Annotated in this window: 17 protein-coding genes and 1 tRNA gene; 11 read left to right on the forward strand and 7 right to left on the reverse strand. The window is 66.4% G+C overall.

The genetic code is table 11. The annotated features are described in order from the left end of the window. Nucleotides 1-229 (forward strand): hypothetical protein (locus VRZ77_RS17115; RefSeq protein ID WP_414593820.1); only part of this gene is annotated, 229 nt, incomplete at its 5' end. A 203-nt stretch (nt 230-432) separates the two neighbouring features. Here the strand turns inward: VRZ77_RS17115 and VRZ77_RS17120 are convergent. The 5 genes from VRZ77_RS17120 to VRZ77_RS17140 all read right to left on the reverse strand — a co-directional run bounded on the left by VRZ77_RS17120 (nt 433) and on the right by VRZ77_RS17140 (nt 5,412). Further along, on the reverse strand, nt 433-1,488 hold the full coding sequence (locus VRZ77_RS17120) for a serine/threonine protein kinase (RefSeq protein WP_414593821.1): 1,056 nt from the start codon (nt 1,486-1,488) through the stop codon (nt 433-435). Next, a complete protein-coding gene (trmFO, locus tag VRZ77_RS17125; RefSeq protein ID WP_414593822.1) occupies nt 1,485-2,918 on the reverse strand; it encodes a methylenetetrahydrofolate--tRNA-(uracil(54)-C(5))-methyltransferase (FADH(2)-oxidizing) TrmFO in 1,434 nt (477 codons plus the stop codon). The genes VRZ77_RS17120 and trmFO overlap by 4 nt, the downstream gene beginning before the upstream one ends. Before the next feature lie 156 nt (nt 2,919-3,074). Beyond that, nucleotides 3,075-3,236, reverse strand: coding sequence for a DUF1127 domain-containing protein (locus tag VRZ77_RS17130; protein WP_241615986.1), 162 nt, complete (start codon nt 3,234-3,236; stop codon nt 3,075-3,077). A gap of 247 nt (nt 3,237-3,483) precedes the next feature. Next, nucleotides 3,484-4,785, reverse strand: coding sequence for an O-acetylhomoserine aminocarboxypropyltransferase (locus tag VRZ77_RS17135; RefSeq protein WP_414593823.1), 1,302 nt, complete (start codon nt 4,783-4,785; stop codon nt 3,484-3,486). Between the two features lie 186 nt (nt 4,786-4,971). Continuing rightward, nucleotides 4,972-5,412 carry a CoA-binding protein gene (locus VRZ77_RS17140; RefSeq protein WP_414593859.1) on the reverse strand — a complete coding sequence of 147 codons (441 nt, stop codon included), beginning with the start codon at nt 5,410-5,412 and terminating at the stop codon, nt 4,972-4,974. A gap of 149 nt (nt 5,413-5,561) precedes the next feature. Between VRZ77_RS17140 and VRZ77_RS17145 the strand changes: the two genes are divergently transcribed. The 5 genes from VRZ77_RS17145 to VRZ77_RS17165 all read left to right on the forward strand — a co-directional run bounded on the left by VRZ77_RS17145 (nt 5,562) and on the right by VRZ77_RS17165 (nt 9,942). Next, nucleotides 5,562-6,011 (forward strand): PaaI family thioesterase, encoded by a 450-nt coding sequence (locus VRZ77_RS17145; protein ID WP_414593860.1) that lies wholly within the window; start codon nt 5,562-5,564, stop codon nt 6,009-6,011. Between the two features lie 165 nt (nt 6,012-6,176). After that, entirely contained in the window at nt 6,177-6,638 is a 462-nt protein-coding gene (gene rplM, locus VRZ77_RS17150) for a 50S ribosomal protein L13 (RefSeq protein WP_414593824.1), read from the forward strand. Between the two features lies 1 nt (nt 6,639). Beyond that, complete coding sequence (gene rpsI, locus VRZ77_RS17155; protein WP_414593825.1) at nt 6,640-7,113, forward strand: 30S ribosomal protein S9; 474 nt, start codon at nt 6,640-6,642, stop codon at nt 7,111-7,113. A 142-nt stretch (nt 7,114-7,255) separates the two neighbouring features. After that, entirely contained in the window at nt 7,256-8,455 is a 1,200-nt protein-coding gene (locus VRZ77_RS17160) for a diguanylate cyclase (protein ID WP_414593826.1), read from the forward strand. 260 nt (nt 8,456-8,715) lie between these two features. Next, nucleotides 8,716-9,942 carry a GGDEF domain-containing protein gene (locus tag VRZ77_RS17165; protein WP_414593827.1) on the forward strand — a complete coding sequence of 409 codons (1,227 nt, stop codon included), beginning with the start codon at nt 8,716-8,718 and terminating at the stop codon, nt 9,940-9,942. Between the two features lie 88 nt (nt 9,943-10,030). Here the strand turns inward: VRZ77_RS17165 and glnA are convergent, their stop codons facing one another. Both glnA and VRZ77_RS17175 read right to left on the reverse strand, forming a co-directional pair. Then, nucleotides 10,031-11,440 carry a type I glutamate--ammonia ligase gene (gene glnA, locus VRZ77_RS17170; RefSeq protein ID WP_414593828.1) on the reverse strand — a complete coding sequence of 470 codons (1,410 nt, stop codon included), beginning with the start codon at nt 11,438-11,440 and terminating at the stop codon, nt 10,031-10,033. A gap of 324 nt (nt 11,441-11,764) precedes the next feature. Beyond that, nucleotides 11,765-12,103, reverse strand: coding sequence for a P-II family nitrogen regulator (locus VRZ77_RS17175; RefSeq protein ID WP_213355983.1), 339 nt, complete (start codon nt 12,101-12,103; stop codon nt 11,765-11,767). Between the two features lie 363 nt (nt 12,104-12,466). On the opposite strand from VRZ77_RS17175, the gene VRZ77_RS17180 reads away from it, so the two are divergent. From VRZ77_RS17180 to clpX, 5 genes are all read left to right on the forward strand, one after another. Then, nucleotides 12,467-13,954, forward strand: coding sequence for an NAD(P)H-hydrate dehydratase (locus VRZ77_RS17180; RefSeq protein WP_414593829.1), 1,488 nt, complete (start codon nt 12,467-12,469; stop codon nt 13,952-13,954). A 208-nt stretch (nt 13,955-14,162) separates the two neighbouring features. After that, nucleotides 14,163-14,247 (forward strand) — tRNA-Leu (locus VRZ77_RS17185). Between the two features lie 133 nt (nt 14,248-14,380). Continuing rightward, entirely contained in the window at nt 14,381-15,730 is a 1,350-nt protein-coding gene (gene tig / locus VRZ77_RS17190) for a trigger factor (RefSeq protein ID WP_414593830.1), read from the forward strand. Nucleotides 15,731-15,925: 195 nt separating this feature from the next. Then, entirely contained in the window at nt 15,926-16,558 is a 633-nt protein-coding gene (locus VRZ77_RS17195) for an ATP-dependent Clp protease proteolytic subunit (protein WP_414593831.1), read from the forward strand. A 367-nt stretch (nt 16,559-16,925) separates the two neighbouring features. Next, nucleotides 16,926-18,197 (forward strand): ATP-dependent Clp protease ATP-binding subunit ClpX, encoded by a 1,272-nt coding sequence (clpX, locus tag VRZ77_RS17200; RefSeq protein WP_414593832.1) that lies wholly within the window; start codon nt 16,926-16,928, stop codon nt 18,195-18,197. Nucleotides 18,198-18,318: the final 121 nt, after the last annotated feature.

Raw genomic sequence — 18,318 nt, forward strand, 5'->3', positions numbered from 1 at the left:
CGAGGCGATGCTGCGCGCCGAGATCGCCGGCGCCCTGCCCGATCATCTGCCGCCCGAGCATATCCAGGTGGTCGAGCGCCTGCCGCGCGATGCCGGCGGCGCGGACGCCTCGGGCGCGGTCATCACGAAAGGCGGCGGTGCGAGAGGGCGGGCGCGGGCGTTGAGGTCGGGAGCGGCGGGCTGGTCCGGTGTGCCGGCAAAGGGCAGTTCGCCGCGCACCGCGCCATAGAGCAGCGCGCCCACCGCGCAGCCGGCCGCGAACAGCAGGCATACCGAAAGCCGCCCGGCCAGGGCGGAGTCCAGTGGGCGCTGCGTCGGACGCGGGGACGGTACGGGATGGGACAACGCGCAACCGTGATCGGGTGACAACCACGGCTTTTATAATGAACGCTTCGTAAACGGATCGCTAAGGCGCTTGCCGGGGCCCGGGCGCTACAGGCTGCGCCGCACCCGGTCGCTCAGGTTGCGGCGGTCGCGCAGGATGGCGTCAAGCGCGGCCTGCTGGTCCGGCGTCGCTGGGAACTGGCCGAGTTGGTCGATCTGGTTGAGCGCGACCAGCCGCAGCAGGTCCTCCCTCGCGGCGCCGCCGGCATCGCGCGGCAGGCGCTCGACCACCTGGATATGCTCGGGCGGCAGATGATCGGGCAGGGCGCCGGCGATCTCGGCGCGCAGCATCGCCTCGCTGACCGAATCGTCGGCCTCGACGAAGGCGTAGAGGCCGAAGCTGTGGCCGGCGGTGGGGAAGTCCATGATCTGGACCTCGCGCACGCCCGGCACCGCCGCCATCGCCTGCGCGAGGCGGGGGCCCTGCTCCATGGCGCGCGGGCCGCGCCCTTCGGTGTCGTGGTAGTTCAGCAGGCGACGGGTGACGAAATTATAGACGCGTTTGCCGGTCGCCATCCAGACGCGGGTGAACAGCGTCTTGCGGGCGAGGATGCGCTTTTCAGTGGCGGTCAGCGCCTCGGGGCAATAGCTGCGCTTCTGCTTGAGAAGGTGGCGGATATCCTCATAGGCAGCGACGCGGAAGGCCTTCGAGCGGCGCCGGAAGCAGAAGGCGAGCTGGAAATCCATCAGCAACGCCTGTCCGTCGGCGGTGTAGAGCCAGTTCTGCGGCTTGGCGAGGTCGTTATGGGCGATGTTGCGGCGGTGCACCGCGCGCAGCCCCTTGCGGGCCGAGGCGAACCAGGCGGTGTCGCCATAGGGCCGCGCGATCTGCAGCGGCACGCCGTCGACCCAGCCGCGCACCAGCCAGCCTTCCTCCAGCGCATAGACCGGCACGGTGTAGCCCGAGCCCTCCGCCCGGCGCAGCGCCTTCGCCTCACGCTTGGCGAAATGACGGGCAAGCGGCTTGATCCACCACGCCACGTCGGAATAGCGGCGACGCACGGCGGGGAAAGCGCGGCCGGCGTCGTCGTGCCAGTGGCCGCGTTCGATGGTGCTGAAGACATCGCGCTTCAGCACGGTATCCAGTTCGAACTGTCCGCTCACGCCGCTGCCTCGACGGTCGAATCGACCTCTGCTGCGGCCCAGCCATCGAGGTCGCGCAGCGCGCGGCGCGCCATTTCCTGCTTCTTGGCGGCGGTCTTCTGCGGGCCCTTGAGCCGCTTGCCGTCTTCGTCGTGCAGCGGATTGGCGACGAGGGGCGGGAACAGGCCGAAATTGATGTTCATCGGCTGGAACGAGCGCGGGCCGGGCTCCACGGTTTCGATATGCCCGCCGGTGATGTGGCCGAGCAGGGCGCCGAGCGCGGAGGTGGCGGGCGGGGGCGTCAGTTGCCGGCCCAGCCGCTCGAAGCTGGCGAACAGGCCGGCGAGCAGGCCGATCGACGCGCTCTCGACATAGCCCTCGCAGCCGGTGATCTGGCCGGCGAAGCGCAGGCGCGGCTCGGCCTTCAGGCGCAGCGTGGCGTCGAGCAGCTTGGGCGAATTGAGATAGGTGTTGCGGTGCAGGCCGCCGAGCCGGGCGAATTCCGCGTTCTCCAGCCCCGGAATCATGCGGAACAGGCGAACCTGATCGGCGTAGCGGGTCTTGGTCTGGAAGCCGACCATGTTGAACAGCGTGCCGAGCGCGTTGTCCTGCCGGAGCTGGACCACGGCATAGGCCTTCACGGTCGGGTTGTGGGCGTTGGTGAGGCCCATTGGCTTCATCGGGCCGTGGCGCAGCGTTTCGGGGCCGCGCGCGGCCATGACCTCGATCGGCAGGCAGCCGTCGAAATAGGGGGTGTTGGCCTCGAATTCGCGGAACGGCACGGTGTCGGAGGCGACCAGCGCGCTCACGAAGGCCTCGTACTGCGCCTTGTCCATCGGGCAGTTGATGTAGTCGGCGCCGGTGCCGCCCGGCCCCGCCTTGTCGTAGCGCGACTGGAACCAGCACACGTTCATGTCGATCGAATCGAAATGCACGATGGGCGCGATGGCGTCGAAGAAGGCGAGCGCGGTCTCGTCGGTGCGGGCGCGGATCGCCTCGGCAAGGGCCGGCGAGGTGAGGGGGCCGGTGGCCACGACCACGCTGTCCCACTCCTCGGGCGGCAGGCCGCCGACCTCGCGGCGGTCGACCGTGATCAGCGGGTTGGCCTCGATGGCGTCCGTGACGGCCTGCGCGAAGCCCTCGCGATCCACCGCCAGCGCACCGCCGGCGGGAATCTGGTGCGTGTCGGCGCAGTTCATGATCAGCGAGCCGAGCCGGCGCATCTCGGCGTGGAGCACGCCGACCGCGTTGGAAGTCGCGTCGTCGGAGCGGAAGGAATTCGAGCAGACCAGCTCCGCTAGCCGGTCGCCCTGATGGGCGTCGGTGCCGCGCTCCGGGCGCATCTCGTGCAGCACCACGGGCACGCCGCGCCGGGCGATCTGCCACGCCGCTTCCGAGCCTGCGAGGCCGCCGCCGACGACGTGGATGGGGCGGGTGGTTTCGATGCTCATGCCGTTCCGGTCCGAATTCACGAGCGGCCGTTTAGCACGGATCGTGACAAGCTGTGCAGTCCGGGCGGGATGCCTTGTGGACGCGGCCGTGCCCGCAAACGAAAACGGCCCCGGAAATCCGGGGCCGTCCGTACATCTAGGCGTAACGTCGATCGATCAGGCGGCGGCGGCGGCGCGGCGCGCAACACGCACGATCTCGCTGCGCGACACGTTGATGTCGGCAAGGGTGCGGTCGTCGAGCTGCGACAGCTCGAGAAGGGTGCGGCGGTAAGCCTGCCAGCGGCGGATCTGCTTGGCAACAAGGCCCCAGAGCAGCATTTTAGTCTCCATCAGTTAAAGGCAATGGATCGCGGCCGCATCGCAGCTGCACGTCCATTAATCATCCTGGTGCCTATATATTCGACACCTTGCCCAAACAGTAGGAAATATACTGCATTCCAGCCCTGCGCCGCCCGCATGACGCGCTCATATTTCATTCACGATTCGCGGGGCGCGGAGCGGGCGGAAAACGACAAGGCGCGCGGAAGGGCTCCGCGCGCCTCGTTTTCCAAGGGTTTGGCCGGGCTCAGATTCCGGCGAGCGCCTGTTCCAGATCGGCGATGATGTCGGCGACATCCTCGATGCCGACCGAGATGCGGATCACGTCCGGTCCTGCGCCGGCGGCGGTCTTCTGGACGTCCGACAATTGCCGGTGCGTGGTCGAGGCCGGGTGGATGATCAGCGAGCGGGTGTCGCCGACATTGGCGAGATGCGAGAACAGCCGCACGCGCGACACCACCGCTGCGCCGGCCTCGTAGCCGCCCTGCACGCCGAAGGTGAACACCGCGCCCGCGCCCTTGGGGAGGTAGCGCTGGGCGAGATTGTAATAGCGGTCGCCTGGCAGGCCGGGATAGCTCACCCATTCCACCTTGGGATGGTCGGACAGGAAGCCGGCCACTGCGCGCGCGTTCTCGCAATGCCTCTGCATGCGGAGCGGCAGGGTCTCGATGCCGGTGAGCAGCAGGAAGGCGTTGAACGGGGAGAGCGCGGGGCCGAGATCGCGCAGGCCGAGCACGCGGGCGGCGATGGCGAAGGCGAAATTGCCGAAGGCTTCGCCCAGCACCATGCCATTATATTCCGGGCGCGGCTGCGACAGCATCGGATAGCGCGCGTCGCGCAGCCAGTTGAACGTGCCGCCATCGACGATGATGCCGCCGATCGAGTTGCCATGGCCACCGAGAAACTTGGTCGCCGAATGCACCACGATGTCGGCGCCGTGCTCGAAGGGGCGGATCAGGTAGGGGGTGGCCAGCGTGTTGTCGACGATGAGCGGCACGCCGGCACGGCGCGCGACCTTCGAGATTCCCTCGATATCGGTGACCACGCCGCCGGGATTGGCGATCGATTCGATGAAGATCGCCTTGGTGCGCGGGGAGACCGCGCGGGCGAAGGATTCGGGATCGTCGCCATCGGCCCACACCACGTTCCAGCCAAAGCTCTTGAAGGCGTGGTTGAACTGGTTGACCGAGCCGCCATAGAGCTTGTTTGAGGCAATGAACTCGTCGCCTGGCGCCAGCAGGGTCTGGAAGGTGAGAAGCTGGGCGGCGTGGCCGGACGCCACCGCCAGCGCGGCGGTGCCATCTTCCAGCGCCGCCACGCGCTCCTCCAGAACCGCCGTCGTAGGGTTGGTGATGCGCGTGTAGATGTTGCCGAACGCCTGCAGGCCAAACAACGCCGCGGCCTGGTCGACATCCTCGAACACGAAGGAGGTGGTCTGGTAGATCGGCGTCACCCGCGCCTTGGTGGTGGGATCCGGCTGCGCGCCGGCATGGACGGCGAGGGTGGAAAAGCCCGGTGCGTGGGCGGTGTCGTGCGGCGTGTCGGTCATGGGCATCCTCCTCGCGTCCCCTCTGTCGGGGCTGTTCGACGGTCACGCAACCATGGCGGCGGAAGGTGATGCAAGTACCTATCTCTACAGATGCAAGGGCGTGCGGTCGCCAGCTCCCGGTGAGTGGAGGGCAACGGCGCGGGCATCTTTCAGCGTTTCAGCGGCTTTGCCGGTGATGGCTGCGCATCAAAGCGGAGCCGAGATGCCGAGCCGGGGAATCTCGATCGCCGGGCAGCGGTCCATGATCACCGCGACGCCGGCGGCTTCCGCCTTCGCTGCGGCGGCATCATCGCGCACGCCGAGCTGTCCCCAAATGAGCTTCGGGCGCGGAGAGAGGGCGAGCGCCTCGTCGACCACCCCGCTCAGATATTCGGGCGCGCGGAACACATCCACCATGTCAATCGGCTCGGGAACATCCGCGAGACGGGCATAGGTCGGCAGGCCGGCAATGTCGCGCCCCGCCTGACCGGGGTTGATCGCGATGACCCGGTAGCCGCGCGCGGCGAGGTAACGCGCCACGCCATGGCTCGGCCGCGCCGGATTGGGACTGGCGCCGACCACCGCGATGGTGCGAACCCGGCCGAGCCAGCCGGCGATGGCGTCGTCGTCATAATGATCGTGATCGATGGCAGCGGTCATGCGAAAGCTCTCCTGCGCGAACATGCGGTTTCCATCAATATGGTGCGCGGTGGGCATCAAAACTATTGGCGTGCGCGCGGGCCGGGCGCGCGGCCTAATGCGCCCGCGAAAAACGACAGGGAGGCGCGCCGATGCGCATGGATGCCGGACAATTGCAGGCCTATCTGGTGAAGGAGTTTCCGCAGGCCTTCGGACCGGGGCGTGCCCATGAGGTGGTGCGGGTCGATGCCGGCGGGATCGGCCTGAAGCTGGAGGCCGGCGACGAGCATCTGCGCCCCGGCGCCACGGTCTCCGGCCCGGCGATGATGGGGCTCGCCGACATCGCGGCCTATGCGGCGATCCTCGCCGCCATCGGTCCGGTGCCGCTGGCGGTGACCACCAATTTCTCGATCAACTTCCTGCGCAAGCCGGAGCCGGGCGCGATCATCGCCGATGCCAGCCTGCTCAAGCTCGGCCAGCGGCTCGCCGTGTGCGAGGTGGGCCTTCGCGCGCCTGCGACCGGCGCCGATCCCTATGCTCAAGCGGGCGAGGAGGCGCTTTACGCCCACGCCGTGACCACCTATTCGATCCCGCCGCGAGCGATTTGAGGCACCTATTGGAAGGTATTAAAATACCAACTTTATAAGCATTTGATTTCGCTTATATATTTCGGATATGTGCGCATTGACGTTACGCGCCGCTTCGCGTAGAAGCCGCCCTAAGTGAAATGCGGCCGCGAGAGGCTGCATGTCTCTCGCATATGGAATGGTCTCATGAAGACGTTTTCGGCAAAACCCGCCGATGTTGTGAAGAAGTGGGTCGTGATCGACGCCTCCGGCCTCGTGGTCGGCCGTCTCGCGACCATCATCGCGACCCGCCTGAAGGGCAAGCACAAGCCGACCTACACCCCCCACGTCGATTGCGGCGACAACATCGTCGTCATCAACGCGGAGAAGGTGGTGCTGACCGGCGCCAAGCGCGACGACAAGGTCTATTACCACCACACCGGCTTCCCCGGCGGCATCAAGGAGCGGACTGCGAAGTTCATCCTCGAAGGCCGTTTCCCGGAGCGCGTCGTGGAGAAGGCCGTGGAGCGCATGCTCGCCCGTGGCCCGCTCGGCCGCAAGCTGATGGGCAATCTGCGTGTCTACAAGGGCGCCAGCCACCCGCACGAGGCCCAGCAGCCGGAAGTGCTCGACGTCGCTGCGCTCAACCGTAAGAATGTGGGGAACTGACATGGCCGAGCTCAAGTCGCTCGACGGGCTCGAAGCCCTGAAGACCCAGGCCGACGACGCGCCCAAGCACGTCCAGAAGCTGGACAAGTTCGGCCGCGCCTACGCCACCGGCAAGCGCAAGAACGCGGTTGCCCGCGTGTGGGTCCGTCCCGGCACCGGCAAGATCACCGTCAACGAGCGCACCCTCGAGGTGTATTTCGCCCGTCCGGTGCTGCGCATGATCATCAACCAGCCCTTCGGCGTCGCCAACCGCGTCGGCCAGTATGACATCGTCGCCACGGTTTCCGGCGGCGGTCTCTCCGGCCAGGCCGGCGCTCTGCGCCACGGCATCTCTCGCGCGCTCACCTATTATGAGCCCGAGCTGCGCAGCCCGCTGAAGAAGGGTGGCTTCCTGACCCGCGACTCGCGTGTCGTCGAGCGTAAGAAGTACGGCAAGGCCAAGGCCCGCCGCAGCTTCCAGTTCTCGAAGCGCTGATCGTTTCTGCACCGTCAATTCGAGAGGGGCAGGCCGCAAGGCCTGCCCCTTTTGCTTTGGCGGCGCTATGCTCCCCTGCGTGAAGCGGGCGAAAGGCTTTGCGCGAGGGCGTTGGCGGGGACCGGGGAGCTCCGGTTGTTCGATGCGATTGGACCCCTGGACCTTATGGGTCATCGTCACAATGGTCGCGGTGCTGGCCGCCGTCGCGATGAATATCGCCTGGCTCGCCAGCCCGCGCGAGCGCTCGCTTGCGTATTGGAGCCTCGGCGTTCTGACTCAGGTGCTTGGGCTCGTAGGTATCCTGCTGCGCGGTAGCCTGCCGGAATTCTGGGTCATCCTGTTCGCCAACGCGCTGCTGTTCGTCAGCTATAGCCTGCTGCGGATCGCGATCCGACAATTCGCCGGGCTGCCGCTGAAGTGGCATCAAATGCTCTATGCGCCGGTGCTGTGGGCGGTGTTGTGTAGCTTTCCCGCTTTCGTCGAGTCGCTGCCTGCCCGCATCAGCGTGTTCTCGCTGCTCTCGGCAGCGCTGCTCGCTTTGGGGGTGCTCGACCTCGAACGGGTGAAGGGCCATGGCGGGATTGGCCGCTGGGGCATGCGGTGCACGCTGGGCTTCACGGTCGCGCTGCATCTCGTGCGTGCGGTGCTTATGTGGGGGGCCGACAGCGTGCATGGCGCACCGATCATCAGCTCCAGCGCGGCGGCATGGTTCGGGCTCACCGGCATGTCCGGCCTGCTGCTGGCGAGCTTCATGCTGCTATTGATGGTGCGCGAGCGTTCGGAGCTGCAGCTGCGGCGCGCCGCGCAGGTCGACGAGCTGACCAGCCTGCCGAACCGGCGCGGTTTTCAGGAACAGGCGATCGCGGCCTGCCATGCCGGGGGCGTGATCGCGGTGGTGCTGCTCGACATCGATCATTTCAAGCAGATCAACGACCGTCACGGCCACGCGACCGGCGACCACGTGTTGCGGATCTTCGGGCAGGTGCTGCACGCCAGCGCCCTCGGGCGCGGCGCGATCGGGCGCATGGGCGGCGAGGAATTCGCGGCGCTGCTGAAAGGGCTCGATCTCGCCACGGCGCGTGCCCGCGCCGAGCAATTCCGGGCTGCATTCCGCGACGAAAGCACGCGGCTCAAACCCGGCGAGGCTGGGGCTCGGCTCATGGCGACGGTGAGCATCGGAATCGCTCGCGCGCGGCTGGAGCCGACGACCTGTCCGGTTACCGCGCAGACGCGGCTGGACTTGCTGCTGAGCCGAGCCGACGCTGCTCTCTACGCCGCGAAGGCGGCTGGACGCGATCGCGTCGAGGCCGCCGAGACTGAAATCGTCGAGAGGCCTTCCTGATCGTTCGGATGATTTTATCCGATGGAGAAAGGGTTTGGTTGATTCGAGGGGCGGCGGCGCGCTCGTCGATGGCCGGCCACCCTGCAGCGTTGCTGGCCTTTTTCTTTGCGTCGCGGTCGCGTATCCATCATGCGTCGGGTCACTCCCGGCGGGAATCGAGCGCCGATCCTCACCGGCCACCGTGCGGGCGGACCGAGATGGGCGAGGGCGCCGAGGCACGGCAAAGCCGTGCCTTTTGGGGGCGGAGCGTGCGGTCGGTTATGTTCTATGATCCGATGACGGTCTGGTACTTCGCCCTCTTCATGATGATGGTGTTGGCCGGCGTCATGTTCTTCTCCTGGCTGATCATGCAGGAGGAGGCGGCACTCGGCTGGTGGGGCGGGGCGCTGCTGCTGGTGATGCTGGGCATTGGCGGCGTGATCGGTCGCGGAACGCTGCCCGATTTCGTCTCGATCGAACTGGCGAATGCCGTCGTGCTGCTGGCGGCTCTCTGTGCCTGGACCGGTTTCCGCTCATTCGAACGGCGCCCGCCGCTCTGGCTGGTGATCGCGGTCGTGCCGATATTCTGGATCGCGCTCTGCCAGTTTCCGCTGTTCCAGAACTCGGTTTTCAACCGCACCATGCTGCTGTCGGGGCTGATGGCGCTGATCATGGGCAGCGCGGTCTATGAGCTGTGGCGGGGGCGGGCCGAGCGCATGATCGCGCGCACCGCTGCCATCGCGCTCATCGTGGGCCACATGATGCTGATTCTGCTGCGCCCGGTGATCATCGGCAATGTCGGCGAGAACATGAGCCGCACCGGCATGATGCTGCGCGACCCTTATCTCGCCTGGTACGCCCATGAATGGATCGCGTTCCTTGTCATCATGAGCTTCATCGTCATCGGGCTGGTGCGTGAGCGGCGCGAGCTCAATCTGCGCCATGCCTCGATGATCGACGAACTGACCGGGCTGCTGAACCGTCGTGGCTTCATGGCGCGATCGGTGCAGGTTTGCCATCCCGGCGGGCAGGTGGCGCTGCTGGCGCTCGACCTCGACCGGTTCAAGGAGGTGAACGACCGGCACGGACATGCCGGCGGCGACCGGCTTCTGGTGCTGTTCGCCGACGTGCTGCGGGCCACGGTACGCGCCGGCGACATCGTGGCGCGCGTCGGCGGGGAGGAGTTCGACGTGCTCATGCCGGGTGCCAGCGCCGAGGCGGCACTGATGGGGGCGGAACGTGTGCGCCAGGCATTCCGGCAAAGCGCGCAGCGGCTCGGCATGGACGGCATCGAAGGCACGGTGAGCATCGGTGTCGCGAGCGGCGAGATGCCGCCCGGTGGGTTTCCCGACAGCGTGGGGCCGCTGATGGCGCGGGCCGACATCGCGCTCTACCGCGCCAAGGCGCTGGGGCGCAATCGCGTCGAGCTGTTCGAGGCGGTGGAGAGCACGGTGGTGCCGATCTCCCCAGCTGGCGCGTTTCCCCGTCAGGACCGCCGGGCGCGCTGACGCCGTTCCCGATCGGGACGAAGGCTCTGCAACCGAACGCAAAAAGGGCGCCCGAAGGCGCCCTTTCGCAGGTCCGCTCCCGAAGGGATCAGACGGAGTAGTACATCTCGAACTCGACCGGGTGCGGCGTCATTTCGAAACGGGCGACCTCGGTCATCTTGAGGTCGATATAGGCGTTGATGAAGTCGTCGTCGAAGACGCCGCCCTTCTTGAGGTAGTCGCGGTCCTTGTCGAGCGAGGACAGCGCTTCGCGCAGCGAGCCGCACACCGTCGGGATCTTCTTCAGCTCACGCGGGGGCAGGTCGTAGAGGTCCTTGTCCATCGCCTGGCCGGGATCGATCTTGTTCAGGATGCCGTCCATGCCCGCCATCAGCATCGCGGCGAAGGCGAGGTAGGGGTTCGCGCCCGGATCGGGGAAGCGGACCTCAAGACGCTTGGCCTTCGGCGAGGTGGTGTAGGGGATGCGGCAGGACGCCGAGCGATTGCGCGCCGAATAGGCGAGCAGCACGGGGGCCTCATAGCCCGGCACCAGACGCTTGTAGGAATTGGTGAGCGGGTTGGTGAAGGCGTTCAGCGACTTGGCGTGCTTGATGATGCCGCCAATGTACCACAGGCAGTAATCCGAGAGGTCGGCATATTTGTTGCCGGCAAACAAAGGCTTGCCTTCCTTCCAGATCGACTGATGGACATGCATGCCCGAGCCGTTGTCGCCAAAGATCGGCTTCGGCATGAAGGTCGCGGTCTTGCCGTAGATGTTGGCCACCTGGTGGATGCAGTACTTGTAGATCTGCAGGTGGTCGGCCATCGTGACCAGCGGGCCGAACTTCAGGCCGAGCTCGTGCTGGGCGGAAGCGACCTCATGGTGGTGCTTCTCGACCTTGGCGCCCATGCGGGCCATGGCCGCGAGCATTTCGCCGCGCATGTCCTGCGCGCTGTCCACCGGCGGGACGGGGAAGTAGCCGCCCTTGGTGCGCACGCGGTGGCCGAGATTGCCGCCTTCGTACTCGGTATCGCTGTTGGTCGGCAGTTCCGACGAATCCAGCTTGAAGCCGGTGTTGTACGGGTCGGCCTTGAAGCGCACGTCGTCGAAGATGAAAAATTCAGCCTCGGGGCCGAAGAACACGGTGTCGCCGATGCCGGTGCTCTTCACATAGGCTTCCGCCTTCTTGGCGATGCCGCGCGGGTCGCGGCCATAGGGCTCGCCCGTGGTCGGCTCCAGCACGTCGCAGACCACGACAAGGGTGGTCTCGGAGAAGAACGGATCAATACAGCAGGTTTCAAGATCCGGCTGCAGGTGCATGTCGGATTCGTTGATCGCCTTCCAACCAGCGATGGACGAGCCGTCGAACGCCTGACCCTCGGCAAAGAAGTCTTCGTCGACCATCGTGATGTCGAAAGTGACATGCTGCCACTTTCCGCGGGGATCGGTGAAGCGAAGATCAACGTATTTGACGTCGTTCTCCTTGATGAGCTTCATTACGTCCTTGGCCGTCGTCATTTCAGTCGTGCCTTTCTTGTCATTCTGCCCCGCGGGGGCAGGTGAACTCCCAAGCCTATGGCGGGACGTGCGCCGCGTGACAATGGCGTCGCGCATCGTCGCGCGGAACATACGAGCAAGGCGGAGTTTGAACAACATGCGCGCCGCATCGCTTTCGCGTTGCAGCGCGCACATTCAGGTCATGATGTTGGGGAATCCGGCCCGCAGCGGCCGGGTGGCTTCACCCGAACCGCGGCAGCGCTCTGGAAGCGGGCCGGTCTCGACATTGCGCCCGGCGCGCGTGCCACGCTTGCGCGCGGCCCGCGACGCTGGTGCCGCGACGTCTCAGATGGCGTCGACGCCGGACTCGCCGGTGCGGATGCGGATGGCCTCTTCGATATTCGACACGAAGATCTTGCCGTCGCCGATGCGCCCGGTCTGGGCGGCGCGGCGAATGGCATCGATCGCGGTTTCCACCATCTCGTCGCCGACGACGACCTCGATCTTCACCTTGGGCAGGAAATCCACCACGTATTCGGCACCGCGATAGAGTTCGGTGTGCCCTTTCTGCCGGCCGAAACCCTTGGCTTCGGTGACGGTGATGCCCTGCAGCCCGACTTCCTGCAGCGCCTCCTTCACCTCGTCCAGCTTGAAGGGCTTAATGATGGCCTCGATCTTCTTCATTTCATCTCGTCTCCCTGACCCGACGATCCGCGACGCCCTGTCGAGCCGAGCCGCCATCAAGCAGAACCCATGCCAAACGTCTTCGTCGGCTTGAAAATAGCGCGATATCAGCTTCTTGCGAGAGGGAAAATCCGGCGCTTTCCCAAGGGATTTTCGACAGAGATGAATTTATGGGCATATTGTACTAAAATTAGGCAACATTTGCCGGGCGGCCGGCGCTGGCGCCGCGCTAAATTTGTGCATTCGACTTGCGCGCGATCTTCGCCGGTAAAAAGGTAGGTTTTGAAGCTGTCGACGGGTTGGCGCGGCACGGGTCGCGCGCCAAGGGGTTGGCAAGGCGCGGCGCGGGCGGGATGGTAGCGCATGGAACTGCTCGACCCACGGGAAATGGCGCGCGCCGACGCGCTCACGATCGCCGGCGGCGTGCCCGGCCTTGCCCTCATGGAGAAGGCCGGCGCCGCCGTTGCACGCGCTGCCGCTCTGCGCTGTCCACCGGCCGGGCGCGTGCTGGTGCTGTGCGGACCGGGAAACAATGGCGGCGACGGCTTCGTCGCGGCGCGGCTGCTGGCGGGGCAGGGCTACCGGGTCACGCTCGCCTTGCTCGGCGAGCGAGCGACGCTGCGGGGCGATGCCGCCGCGATGGCCGCGCGCTGGGGCGGCCCGGTGCTGCCCGCGCAGGAGGTGGAGCCTGCCGGCGACGTGATCGTCGACGCGCTCTACGGCGCCGGCCTCGCGCGCGATCTCGATGGCGCGGCGCGGGAACTGGTGGAGCGGGTGAACGCCGGCGGTATTCCGGTGGTCGCGGTCGACCTGCCATCGGGGATCGACGGCGCCACCGGCGCCGTGCGCGGGGCGGCGATCCGCGCCGTGGAGAGCGTCACCTTCTTCCGGCGCAAGCCCGGCCATCTGCTGCTGCCGGGTCGGGTTCACTGCGGCAAGGTCACGGTCGCCGATATCGGCATCAGGCCCGCCGTGCTGGACGAGATTGGCCCGCGCACGTTCGAGAACGTGCCCGCGCTGTGGCAGGGGGCGTTCCCGGTACCGCGCGTCGACGGCCATAAATATGACCGAGGCCACCTCGTCGCGGTGTCCGGCCCGGCGCAGGCGACCGGCGCGACGCGGCTTTCCGCGCGGGCGGCGCTGCGGGCCGGGGCGGGGCTGGTGACGGTCGCCTGCCCGCAGGAGGCGCTGGCGATCCATGCTTCCAACCTCTCCGCCGTGATGGTGCGCCCGGTTGAGGATGCGGCGGGGCTCGCCGCTCTGCTGGAGGACCGGCGGCTGTCTACCGTCATTCTCGGCCCCGGCGCCGGTGTGGGCGCGGAGACGCGGGCCAAGCTGGAGGTCGCCCGCGAGCGGCGCCTCGTGCTTGATGCCGACCTTATCACCAGCTTCAAGGGCGAGCCCGAGCAACTGGCGGCGATCGTCGCGGCTTCTCCCGGCGCGATCTTGACGCCCCATGACGGCGAGTTCGCGCGCCTCTTCGCCGGTCACGAGGAGGTGCTCGGGGCACCGTCCAAGCTTGCACGGGCGCGGGCAGGCGCGGCGCTGGTCGGGGCGGTGATCGTGCTGAAAGGTCCCGATACCGTGGTCGCCGCGCCGGACGGGCGGGCCTCGATCGCCGCCAACGCCCCGCCCTGGCTTGCGACGGCCGGCGCGGGTGATGTGCTCGCGGGCATAGCCGGAGGACTGCTGTCCCAGGGAATGGCGCCGTTCGAGGCCGCGAGCGCAGCGGTGTGGCTACATGGCGAGGCGGCGCGGGTGGCCGGGCCGGGGCTGGTGGCGGACGAGCTGATCGACGCGCTCCGGCCGGTCTATGCCGCGCTCTATGCCCAGCTGGGCGTTCCGGGCTGAGTGCGACTCGATTCCGCGCCAACGTCGCGCCGCCGGCCGAGGACGCTGCGAAACGCCGCCAATCCTCGCGAAACCGTGCGGGAAGGCGCTCATTTTGGACTGGCGCAGCGTCATCGCCGTGCTATAAGCCCGCACCCGGCTGGCGGCATCTTTCTCGGGTGCGCGCGCCCGTGCGCCGTTGCGATGAGCGATGGCGCGGGCGTGTTTCGCGGGCGTGGCGGAACTGGTAGACGCGCTGGATTTAGGTTCCAGTGTCGCAAGATGTGGGGGTTCGAGTCCCTCCGCCCGCACCAGACACCCCACGGCGCCCGACGCCTTCCGACCGAAATTTCACCGTCGGGGATTGCGACGCTCGCGCGGCGCGATATCTCGCAACCGATATTCCTAGACGCCGCGCCCGCGGCACTAAAGACGAAGGCCGAAGACATGCAGGTCACCGAACTCCTCGCCGAAGGTCTCAAGCGCGAATATCGCGTGGTGCTGCCGGCCGCCGAACTCGACGCCAAGGCCAATGCCCGCCTCACCGAGCTGAAGGACAAGGTGCGGATCAACGGCTTCCGCCCCGGCAAGGTGCCGGTCGCCCATCTCAAGCGCATGTATGGCAAGTCGGTTCTCGCCGAGGTCATCGACCAGGCGGTGAACGAGGCCAACACCAAGATCATCGACGACAACGGCTTCAAGCTCGCCATGCAGCCCAAGGTCGAGCTGCCGCAGGACGAGGCGGCCGTGAACGAGGTGATCGAGGGCAAGGCTGACCTGTCCTACACCGTGAACCTCGAAGTGCTGCCGGCGATCACGCTGGGCGACTTCTCCACCATCTCGCTGGAGAAGCCGGTCCTCGCCGTGACCGACGCCGAGGTCGACGAGGCCGTCACCAAGATCGCCGAGGCTAACCGCCCGTTCAGCGACAAGGAAGGCGCCGCCGAGAACGGCGACCGCGTGACCATTTCCTTCGTCGGCTCGATCGATGGCGAGAAGTTCGACGGCGGCAGCGCCGAGGACGTGCCGCTGGTGCTCGGCTCGGGCAGCTTCATCCCCGGCTTCGAGGAGCAGCTGGTCGGCATCAAGGCGGACGAGACCCGCACCGTGAAGGTGACGTTCCCGGCCGAGTATCAGGCCCCGCACCTCGCCGGCAAGGATGCCGAGTTCGAGACCAAGGCCACCAAGATCGAGGCGCCCGGCGAACTGACCGTTGATGACGAGTTCGCCAAGACGCTCGGCATGGACAGCCTTGAGGCGCTCAAGGAGCAGGTGAAGAGCCGCATCGCGCAGGAGCACAATTCGGCGAGCCGCGCCAAGGCCAAGCGCAAGCTGCTCGACGCCCTCGACGAGCTGCACCAGTTCGACGTGCCCCCGACCCTCGCCCAGCAGGAATTCGACGGCATCTGGAACCAGGTGACCTCGGAGATGGACGCGCAGAAGCGGACCTTCGCCGACGAGGAGACCACCGAGGAGGCCGCCCGCGCCGACTACGAGAAGATCGCCAAGCGCCGCGTGCGCCTCGGCCTCGTGCTTGCGGAAATCGGCGAGAAGAACAATATCCAGGTCACCGACGACGAGGTGACCCGCGCCGTTGTCGAGCGTGCCCGTCAGTTCCCCGGCCAGGAACAGCAGGTGTGGGAGTTCTACCGCAGCAACGCGCAGGCTCTTGCCTCGCTGCGCGCGCCGATCTTCGAGGAGAAGGTCGTCGACTTCCTGCTGGAGCAGGCCAAGGTGACCGAGAAGCCGGTGAGCCGCGAAGAGCTCTACGCCGAGGACGAGGCCGACAAGGCCTGATCCCGACCGACACCGGTGCCGTTTCGCGGGCGGGGATGCGTCTCTCTGTACACAGGGACGCGGCCCCGCCCGCGGCTTTATGGCCCGCCGGGCTGGTAGGTGCGCGCTTTCTCATTATGTTGGAAAGATGGATTCGTGGGGGAGGGCATGGGCCCGACCCTTCAGGAAGGGCGATGGCCCGCCGAGGACCTTGAGATGCGTGACCCGATCGATACGTACATGAACTATCTGGTGCCGATGGTGGTCGAACAGACCAATCGGGGCGAGCGTTCCTATGACATCTATTCCCGCCTCCTCAAGGAGCGCATCATTTTCCTGACCGGCCCGGTCGAGGACAACATGTCGACCCTGATGGTCGCGCAGCTCTTGTTCCTCGAAGCCGAGAACCCGAAGAAGGAAATCTCGATGTACATCAACTCCCCCGGCGGAGTGGTGACCTCGGGCCTCGCGATCTACGACACCATGCAGTTCATCAAGCCGGCGGTGTCGACGCTGTGCATCGGCCAGGCGGCCTCGATGGGCTCGCTGCTGCTGACCGCCGGCGAGAAGGACATGCGCTTCGCGCTGCCCAACGCTCGAATCATGGTGCATCAGCCTTCCGGCGGCTTCCAGGGTCAGGTGACCGACATCCTGATCCACGCCAAGGAAGTCGAAAGCCTGAAGAAGCGGCTGAATGAAATCTACGTGAGGCACACCGGCCAGTCGCTTCAGGCGGTCGAAGACGCGCTGGAGCGCGACAATTTCATGACGTCGGAGGCCGCCAAGTCCTTCGGCCTTATCGACAATGTGATCGACAAGCGCCCGGACGACCTCAGCGCGAAAGCCTGAGCGGACGGGATATTCCGGAATTGGTACCGCGTCCCTATATTGGGGATGCGGTACGATGCCCGAAACAGGCTCTTGCGTGCGATGCGGTATCGCGCTTGCATGACGGAATGACGAAATATTCGGCGGGAGGCGCGACAGGGTTAATTAGCGGGCAGCGGGGCGTCTCGAAAGCGGGGACGGCGCGATTGCCTTCTTGATCGATCCTCGCCAGCCATGCTTGGCTGGCATCAAGGGTCGACCCTTAAGTCGCTTCCTTTAGACGGCCCTGTTGGGACCGTCGCGTTTCTCCCCACTTGGAGGCCCGCGGCGGCCTGCGAGACTGAGGCGGGTCCAGTTTCCCTGGCCCGCCGAGCGGACGGAGAGACGCATGAGCAAGGTTGGCGGCGGCGACAGCAAGAATACCCTTTATTGCTCGTTCTGCGGCAAGAGCCAGCACGAGGTCCGCAAACTTATTGCCGGACCCACCGTGTTCATCTGCGATGAATGCGTCGAGCTGTGCATGGACATCATCCGCGAAGAGAACAAGTCCTCGCTGGTGAAGTCCCGCGACGGGATTCCCACCCCGAAGGAAATCTGCAAGGTGCTGGACGACTATGTGATCGGCCAGTTCCATGCCAAGCGCGTGCTGTCGGTGGCGGTGCACAACCACTACAAGCGCCTGAACCACGCGACCAAGAACGGCGATGTCGAACTCGCCAAGTCCAACATCATGCTGATCGGGCCGACCGGCTCGGGCAAGACGCTGCTCGCGCAGACGCTGGCCCGCATCCTCGACGTGCCCTTCACCATGGCGGACGCGACCACGCTGACCGAGGCGGGCTATGTCGGCGAGGATGTCGAGAACATCATCCTCAAGCTGCTGCAGGCGGCCGACTACAATGTCGAGCGCGCGCAGCGCGGCATCGTCTATATCGACGAGATCGACAAGATCAGCCGCAAGTCCGACAACCCGTCCATCACCCGCGACGTGTCGGGCGAGGGCGTGCAGCAGGCGCTGCTGAAGATCATGGAAGGCACCGTCGCCTCCGTGCCGCCGCAGGGCGGGCGCAAGCATCCCCAGCAGGAGTTCCTCCAGGTCGACACCACCAACATCCTGTTCATCTGCGGCGGCGCCTTCGCCGGGCTGGACAAGATCATCTCCTCGCGCAGCATGGGCGGCACGTCCATCGGCTTCGGGGCGAAGGTGGCGCCGCCGGAAGACCGTCGCCCCGGCGAGGTGTTCCGCGAGGTGGAGCCCGAGGACCTGCTGAAGTACGGACTGATCCCCGAGTTCATCGGCCGCCTGCCGGTGATCGCGACGCTTGGCGACCTCGATGAGGTGGCGCTGAAGCAGATCCTCTCCGAGCCGAAGAACGCGCTGGTGAAGCAGTATCAGCGCCTGTTCGAGATGGAGAATGTCGAACTGTCGATCCACGAGGAAGCGCTGGGCGCCATCGCCCGCAAGGCGATCGAGCGCAAGACCGGCGCCCGCGGCCTGCGCTCCATCATGGAAGGCATTCTCCTCGACACGATGTTCGACCTGCCCGGCCTGGAAGGGGTCGAGGAGGTTGTCATCAGCAAGGAGGTCGTCGAGCAGAATGCGCGTCCGCTCTACATCTATGCGGACCGCGCGGCCGGCGATGCGGGCGCGAGTGCTTGAACCGGCGCCGCGCAACGATACGGCCGGGCTGCCATGCCCGGCCGACACCTTCCCCGGCTCCCCCGGATGCCGGTCCCTTGAATTGGCCGGTGGCACTCTCCATCTGAGATCCAACCACCGG

The organism is Ancylobacter sp. G4_0304, from assembly GCF_047501495.1.
Classification (GTDB): domain Bacteria; phylum Pseudomonadota; class Alphaproteobacteria; order Rhizobiales; family Xanthobacteraceae; genus Ancylobacter.